Annotated in this window: 7 protein-coding genes; 4 read left to right on the top strand and 3 right to left on the bottom strand. The window is 69.3% G+C overall.

Annotation, left to right across the window (positions count from 1 at the left end; translation table 11 throughout):
* Positions 1-151: 151 nt before the first annotated feature.
* Positions 152-583 carry a hypothetical protein gene (locus tag QH470_RS16685; RefSeq protein ID WP_280273284.1) on the bottom strand — a complete coding sequence of 144 codons (432 nt, stop codon included), beginning with the start codon at positions 581-583 and terminating at the stop codon, positions 152-154.
* 209 nt (positions 584-792) lie between these two features.
* Here QH470_RS16685 and QH470_RS16680 point away from each other — a divergent pair, with 209 nt between their 5' ends.
* Complete coding sequence (locus QH470_RS16680) at positions 793-1,605, top strand: SAM-dependent methyltransferase (protein ID WP_280273283.1); 813 nt, start codon at positions 793-795, stop codon at positions 1,603-1,605.
* Between the two features lie 2 nt (positions 1,606-1,607).
* Positions 1,608-2,270, top strand: coding sequence for a hypothetical protein (locus QH470_RS16675; RefSeq protein ID WP_280273282.1), 663 nt, complete (start codon positions 1,608-1,610; stop codon positions 2,268-2,270).
* A gap of 131 nt (positions 2,271-2,401) precedes the next feature.
* Here the strand turns inward: QH470_RS16675 and QH470_RS16670 are convergent, their stop codons facing one another.
* Positions 2,402-4,690: a glycosyltransferase family protein gene (locus QH470_RS16670; RefSeq protein ID WP_280273281.1), complete on the bottom strand. Its 2,289-nt coding sequence runs from the start codon at positions 4,688-4,690 to the stop codon at positions 2,402-2,404.
* A gap of 55 nt (positions 4,691-4,745) precedes the next feature.
* Positions 4,746-5,345 (bottom strand): class I SAM-dependent methyltransferase, encoded by a 600-nt coding sequence (locus QH470_RS16665; protein ID WP_280273280.1) that lies wholly within the window; start codon positions 5,343-5,345, stop codon positions 4,746-4,748.
* 323 nt (positions 5,346-5,668) lie between these two features.
* Here QH470_RS16665 and QH470_RS16660 point away from each other — a divergent pair, with 323 nt between their 5' ends.
* A complete protein-coding gene (locus QH470_RS16660; protein WP_280273279.1) occupies positions 5,669-5,902 on the top strand; it encodes an MbtH family protein in 234 nt (77 codons plus the stop codon).
* 134 nt (positions 5,903-6,036) lie between these two features.
* On the top strand, positions 6,037-7,687 hold a 1,651-nt coding region (locus tag QH470_RS16655; protein ID WP_280273278.1), incomplete at its 3' end, for a condensation domain-containing protein.

Below are 7,687 nucleotides of genomic sequence, written 5' to 3'. Positions count from 1 at the left end.
GACCGGCACCGCACAGCAGATCGACGCGAATTGCCGCTGCTACTCCGCGGACCGCTACTGGATCACCTTCGCCGGCATCGCCCCCGCCGCCGCCCCCCCGCCCCGAAGATCGAGTACTTCGACGCGGTGTGACGGATTTCCTGGATAAGGGTCAGCTGGGCAGGTAGCAGCGGTCGGCGGGCAGGGCTTCGGCGGTTCCGGCCGGGACGGAGATCTTGGCGCAGGCCAGGGTGGGGTAGGAACTGGGCGTGTCGGAGCCGGCGGGGAAGTCGGCGCAGTAGGTGAGGGCGAGGTGGTCGCCCTCGGTCACCTCGCGGTCCAGGGTGAAGTCTGCCGGTGCGACTTCGCGCGTGGACAGCGAATTCTGTTGCTGGTCACCGTCGACCAGCAGCGTGCACTGCACGGTGCCGCCGGGCAGATCGGTGCTGATCCGGCTCAGGGTCGCGGTGACCGTGGTGCCGGACACGGTCAGCGCCGCGCTGCTGGGCGCGACGATGGTCGCCCCGGCCAGACCCGGGACGGCGAGGACGGCGGCGGACGATGATGCGACGACAAACCCTCGAATCGTTCTGCGTGCGATCATGCGCAGAATCTAGCCTGCCGCGGACCCGAACCTTCCCAGCTCTGAACGTCATTCGGCGTGTCGGCTGCGCCACGTCGAGTGGTTGATCTTTCTCCACTCCCCGGGAGACCGGGACGGGCGTCGCGCCGGACCGGCGCGGGTTGCGGGCCGATGCGGTATACCTCCAGGGGACGGATCTTTCGGATGTCAACGTACTAGGAGGCTTTGCCGTGCCCGACGGTCAGATCGACCTGCGCACCGGCGTGCCGCACTCGGCCCGGATGTATGACTACTTCCTCGGCGGCAAGGACAACTACGAGGCCGATCGGGACGCGGCGGAGCAGGCCTTACAACAGTTTCCGGCGGTCCGGGTGACCGCGCGCACCAATCGTGAGTTCATGCGGCATGTCACGCGCTATCTGACCGGGCAGGGCATCCGCCAGTTCCTCGACATCGGCACCGGTATCCCGACCGCGCCGAATCTGCATCAGGTCGCACAGGAAGTGGCGCCGGAATCCCGCGTCGTCTACGTCGACAACGACCCGATCGTGCTCGCCCACGCGCGGGCGCTGCTGGTGAGTACGCGCGAGGGCCGCACGGCCTACGTGCAGGCCGACGCCGCCGACCCGGCGGCCATTCTCGCCGCGCCGGAACTGGATGCGACACTGGATCTTTCGCAACCGGTGGCGGTGTCGCTGATGGCGCTGCTGCACTTCGTGCCCGGCGACGTATACGAGATCGTGCGGACGCTGATGGAGCCGCTGGCGCCCGGCTCCTACCTGGCGATGTCGCATGTGACGACCGAATTCGACGACGGCCCCGACGATCCCGACGGCATGGCGCGCCTGTTGCAGGTCTACGTGGACCGCGGGATTCCGGTGCAGCCGCGCACGCGGGCCGAGGTGGCGCGGTTCTTCGACGGGCTGGAACTGGTCGAACCCGGTGTCGAGGTGATCCACCGCTGGCGCAGCGAGGGGATCGAGCATCCACCGAGCCACGACAAGCAGGTGTCGCTCTACGGCGCGGTCGCGCTGAAGCGCTGAGCATGGCACCTCGTCGCCGCTGGACGGTGCTGATCGTCGCCGCGATCGCCGGGATGGTGGTCGTGCTGGGTATCGGTGTGGCCGTGGGCATCCGGATCGGCGGTGACAGCGGGTCCGGCGGCGTGGCGCCGAGTCCGGTCGCCGCGCCCCGCACCTATTCGATGGACAGGGTCACCAACGCGTGCGATTCCGTCGATGCCTCGCCGCTGACCAAGTGGTCCGCCGTGCCGAAGGGTGAGCCCGAGCACGCGGAGACCCGGCCGTCGGTGTACGGCGCGGGCGGGCTGCGTTGCGTTGTCGGCTACACGAGTTCCACCGAGTCGCTGAACAAAGCCGGGATGCGAGTCGAGGCCGAGTTCACCAGCGGCGCCGCGCCGCCCTTCTACGATCACTGGCAGCACAGCGATGTCGTCACCACCGGAGCGAGATCGGCGTCGGGTGAGGTCACCGGGATCGGCGCCCAGGGCTACTGGCACTCCGAAATCGAAGGCGACCTCGTCACCAGAACGACCTACGTCGTCTGTGTGCGGGACGCCAACGTCTCGGTGCGGGTAGCGCTGAATCTGAATCGCGAACAGGGGGCGCTGCCGATGGTCAGCGACGCCGAACTGGATGCGATCGCCCGCGCCCAGGTCCGCCGGACGCTGGACGCGCTGGCGGAATAGCGATCGGGCCCGCTGACCGTCGATCGATTCCGCTCGGCCTGACCGCAACCCTGTTGCCGGACATGGGGTCCTGCGATCCTGACAGCGGCCGGTGGCGCTCGCGATGAGGGAGGGCGCCACTCCGGCGGATTCTATTCGCGCGGGTCTCGGGCGGCCGCGACGATATCGGCCAGTTCGCGGTCGGTCGCGCCGAGTTCGCCGTCCGGTTCGTCCGCGCGGCGGCCGCGGAGATACAGCCACTGCAGCAGGCCCGTGCCGATCACTCCCGCGGCCAGGGCCGCGGCGCCGATCTTCCAGCCGGGCGGGCGCCAGGTGAGATTCAGCTCGGCGTCCCGGGTACCGGCGGGGATATCCACGGCGACAAAGGATTTCGCCACCGTGGTGAACGGCAGTGGCTTACCGTCGAGAGTGACGCGGTAACCGGGCCAGCCCAGGCGCGCGAAGACCACCCGGCCGCCGGTGTCGGAGGTGACGCGCACGCGACTGGTCGTGTCCGACTCGGAAATCGAAGCGGCGGTGACGTTCCGGGCGTCGGCGACGCGGCCGTTCACCGCGGACACCGGCCCGCCGGACCGTTCCAGCACGTCGATGTAGCGTTCGTGGCCCGGATAGTCGACCCACTTCCAGCCCTCGGGTGCGGGCTGGCTCCGGGCGTCGGGAAACAGTGCCCGCTGCAACACGATCCGGTCGACGAGCATCAGATCGACCAGGGGTCGCCCGGTGCTCGGTTCGGGGGCGAACATGCGGCGGTAGGCGTCGGGGCAGACGCTGGAATCCCAGCGCATACACAGCATCTCGCCGAAATAGTAGTGCCCGGTCGGGGTGTACCCGTTGACGTATTTCAGCTCCATGTCCTCGGCGTAGTTGCCGAAAACCAGTGCGCCGTAGGCACCTTCGAGATTCTTCTCGCCCGGTTGCAGCAAGCCCCGCTCGCCCAGCTGCAACGTGGTGCCGGTGAAGTCGGGGAACACCGCCCGTGCTTCGGCCCGGTTGGCGGGCAGATTCCACGGCATCGGGGTCGGCTGGGCGGCCTGGACCTGGTAGTAGGCGATCGGGAACATCGCGACGATGGTCAGCGCCACGGCCGCGGCGGTGCCCCGGCGCACTCCGAGCCACACCACGGCCGCGCCCACGGCGGCGATCGCCACCGCGGCGGCGATGTGCCGGACCACATTGTGCGGATCGGCGGAGAACGACCGCACCCACAGCGCGAGGATCAGCACCGCGGCGGCGACACCGCGCGAGCGCCGATCCCGGACGGTGCCGAAGCGGCCGAGCAGCACTCCGGCCAGCACCAGCAGTCCGATCGCCAGCATCGGCAGTACCCGCACCGGCCAGCGCAGCGGACCGATGGTGCCCGGCCCCGCCGTCCACATCAGCATGATGACCGAGAACAGCGTGACCGCGGACAGTTCCCGCCACGCCGTACGCGCCCGGCGCCAGTCGATGAAGGCCAGGGCCGGGATCAGGAACCAGGCGATGTAGGTGACCGGCATCGGCTGGATGTAGCCCCACCAGGACGTGAAGGCGGGCAGGGTGCTGGGCAGACTGGCGTTGAGCGACTCCGACCAGGGGATGGTGAGGAACTGGTCGTTGAGTATCTGGGAGGTGCCGCGCCAGGTCACCTTCGCCGCCAGCATGCTCGGCAGGAAGGTGAGCAGCCCGGCGAGTCCGGCACAGGCCGAGACGAGCGCGAGACGCAGCACCGGTTTCCATGCGCGGCGGTACACGATCTCCCCGACGGCGACGGCGACCAGCATCAGCGCCGCTTCGACGGCCGGGAAGATGTACTGCGTGGAGATGGTCAGGTACAGGAACACGAAGACCGGGATCGGCCCCGCCCGGCCGCGGGTGTAGCGCACCGCCGCCGCCCAGGCGTGCACCAGCCACGCCGTGCCGGTGAGCGCGGTCATCCAGCTGGCCTCGTCGAAGAACAGGAAGAAGCCCGAGAGCGGGAACGCGATGCCCGCCGCCGCCGACCACGCCGGGCGGCCGCCGTAGGCCAGGCAGATCCGGTAGACGCCGAGGGCGGCGATGATCGAGAAGACGAGTTTGACGATCGTCGCGTACAGCGCCAGATTGTCCATCGAGGGCGCGAGCAGATCGATCAGCAGCTGCGGCGGATTGAACAGGCCCGCATCGTCGATGGTGTTGTTGCCCGACATCCACCGGTCCGGCCACAGCACCGGGAACTGACCGTTGCGCATGGCCCGCCCGAGGGCGACCCACAGTCCGGTGTATTGGGATTCGGTGTCGTCGGTGTAGAAGTGGCGGACGTTGGCCAGCAGCACCGCGGCGTACCCCGCGACGACGCCGACGACCGTGACCGCCGCCCACCCGTAGACCGCCCGCCGCGCGGAACCCCGTGTGGCCCCCGCGGGTTCGGCCGGCGTCACCTCCGACACCGTACTGTCCGTCACGAGTTCCTCACCCTACCGCCGGTGCCGGCGATCGGCAGGACATGCCCGGACGCGGTCATGCCGCGAGGACGAACAGCTTCTCGCGGCCGCCCGCGATCAGCGACCGGCGCAGAATCCGGGACTCGTAGCGGCCGAACAGTTCCTCCAGCGTCTGTTCGGTGAAACGGTGGTCGCGCGCGCCCGCGCCGGCGTCGGTGTAGCGGCGCGCGGCCGCCGCCACGACGCGATTGTTGCTCGACGCCAGGTTGCGGATCGGCTCGGACACGATCACCCGCTCGCGCGCGGCGGCCAGCATCCGGTCCAGCACGGGCGCCGGCTCGGGCAGGAACTGGTAGAGACTCGCCTGCATCACCACATGATCCGCGGCAGGAAGCGGGACATCGGCATCGACATCCCACACCGTGCCGCGCCCGCCCGCGTCCTCGAGCCGGGCGATGAACCGGCTGTTGAGATCCAGTCCGGTGTAGCTGCCCGTGCGCCCGCGCAGATAGCGGGTGTAGAGCGTGGCCGGACCGCAGCACACGTCCATCACCTCGGCGCCGTCCGGGATCAGGTCCGCTATCGCGCGATAGCGGGACCGGTAGTGCCGTCCGTACAAGCCGCGCATGAGCAGCTCGTAGACGGTGGCGTTACGGTAGACCGGGCTCGTTCCCACGCATGTCCTCTGCGGCTGTCGGTAATCAGCTACCGCGCCGGATACTACGGCCCGCGCCGGGACCTGTCGACGCAAATGTCCGTTTTCGGCGCAGGAGCGGGGTCGCGTCGCGCTCGGGCCGAGTGTGCTGGTCCGGGCCGCGCGGCGGCAATTTTCGCGTATTCACCGATGCGGCCCGTCGAATTACTCATGCCGAACGGTTGCTTCGATATGGAACCGACCCCCCGTTTTTAGGGGCCTAGGTTTTCGGGCTATTGCCAGTGTCCGGATCGATGCCTAATGTCGGAACGGTTGGAATACGCACGCGGGTGGGGAGGCCCAGCATGACCAATCCTTTCGACGACGACGAAGCCGTCTTCTCGGTTCTGGTGAATGACCAAGGGCAGCACTCGCTGTGGCCGGAATTCGCCGATATCCCCGCGGGGTGGACCGCGGTGTTCGGTGTCGCAGCACGTCAGGACTGTATCGACTACATCGAGCGGCACTGGACCGACATGCGTCCGGCGAGCCTGGCCGCCGCGATGGATGCCGACCGGATGCCGGAACTGCTCGACTGACGCATATCGCGGCCGCGGGTCGCGTTCTATTCATTTTGTTGGTCGGACGACCGACACTTTTGTGAGTTCGACAATTCTGCGTCGAACTCTGCGTGCATATCGGCGATAACGCCGGCCTGGCAAGGAGTTCGAGAATGACTGTGGAATTGAGCCGGTTCGATCTTTCCCCGGATCTGATCCCGTTGTCGACCGCGCAATACGGCGTCTGGTTCGCGGACAAGGTGTCCGATGGAATGCCGATAAACATCGCGCAGTACGTGGATATCCGGGGCGAGGTGGACGCCGCGGCCTTCGCCGAGGCGGTGCAGGCCGCGGGCCTGGAGCTGGGCTCGGGCTACCTGCGCATCGTCGAGGTGGACGGCACGCCCTACCAGCGCGTCGACCCCGATCAGGAGTACGACGGACGCGTGGTCGACTTCGGCGATCACGCCGATCCCGAGGCCGCGGCGCTGGAGTGGATGCACGCGGACTGCGCCGCGCCGGTGGATCTGCAGCGTGACACCCTCGCCGAGACCAGGCTGCTGCGGCTGGGCGAGCGCCACTACTACTGGTATTCGCGCATCCACCACGTCGCGATCGACGGCTACGGCGGGCTCACGCTCAGTTCGCGCATCGCCGAGCGATACAACGCCCTGCTCGCGGGCCGGGAGCCGGCGCCGCTGCGGGCCGCGACGCTGCGGCAGATCCACGCCGACGAACAGGCCTACCGGTCCTCCGAGCGGTTCGGCAAGGACCGCGACTACTGGGCCGAACGCACTGCCGGACTGCCGGACCCGGTGAGCCTGGCGGGCCGCACCGCCGACCCCGCACCCCACGACCTGGTGTCGACGACCCAGCTGTCGGGCGCGATCGCCGAGCTGCTGCGCGCGGCGGCCGTCGAGTACGGCGCGAGCGCGGCGCAGCTGGTGGTCGCGGCGCTGGGAAGTTACCTGGCCCGCATGACCGATTCCGGTGACATCGCGCTGAGCCTGCCGGTCGCGGCGCGCACCACGGCCAAGCTGAAGAATTCCGCCGGAATGCTGGCCAACCTGCTGCCGATCCGGCTGCGCGTCGACGCGCGGACCTCGGTGGCCGAGGTGGTCGCGGCCGCGAACCGCGAGCTGACGGGGGCGCTGCGGCATCAGCGCTACCGCTACGAGGACATCCGGCGCGACGAGGCGCTGAGCGGAAGCGCCGCGCTCGGCCGCGGGTCCACGTTCGGCCCGATCGTCAATATCGTGTTCTTCGACGCCGACATCGAATTGGGCGAGGCCACCGGCACGTACCACATCCTGCGTTCGGGACTGCTGGAGGATTTGCAGGTCAATCTGGTACAGAGCGGCGCCGACGCGCCGCTGTCGATCGAGTTCCACGGCAATCCGAATCTCTACACGCAGGACGAACTCGACGCCCACCATCGCCGATTCGTCTCCTACCTCGAACGTTTCGTCGGCGCGGACCCGGCGCTGCGACTGCGCGATCTCGATCTGCTGTCGGACGACGAGCGGCGGATCGTATTCGACGCGCGTCCGGGCCTGGACACCGTCTCGACGCTCGCGGAGGTGTTCGACCGGTGCGTGGCGGGGGGGCCGGCGGGGGGCCCGCGCCCGGGGGGGGGGGACCCCCGCCCCACCAACGACCCCCCCCCCCCCCCGCGCCCCCCGGGGCCGCCCGCCCCCCCCCCTCTAATCCGCGCGGGCCGCCCGGCGCGGGCGCGCGCGGTCCGTGGGGCATATCGTTGCGGGGGTCCCCCCCCCCCCGCCGCGTGCCCCCCCCCCCCCCCCCCGCCACGCACCGGTCGAACAC

This window comes from Nocardia wallacei (assembly GCF_029868745.1).
Classification (GTDB): domain Bacteria; phylum Actinomycetota; class Actinomycetes; order Mycobacteriales; family Mycobacteriaceae; genus Nocardia; species Nocardia wallacei_B.
This window is presented reverse-complemented; position numbering and strand designations above follow the sequence as displayed.

Bases quoted from the DNA above. Each gene is read 5' to 3' on its own strand.
- QH470_RS16685 (WP_280273284.1), bottom strand. From the start codon at position 583: ATGATCGCACGCAGAACGATTCGAGGGTTTGTCGTCGCATCATCGTCC.
- QH470_RS16675 (WP_280273282.1), top strand. From the start codon at position 1,608: ATGGCACCTCGTCGCCGCTGGACGGTGCTGATCGTCGCCGCGATCGCC.
- QH470_RS16660 (WP_280273279.1), top strand. From the start codon at position 5,669: ATGACCAATCCTTTCGACGACGACGAAGCCGTCTTCTCGGTTCTGGTG.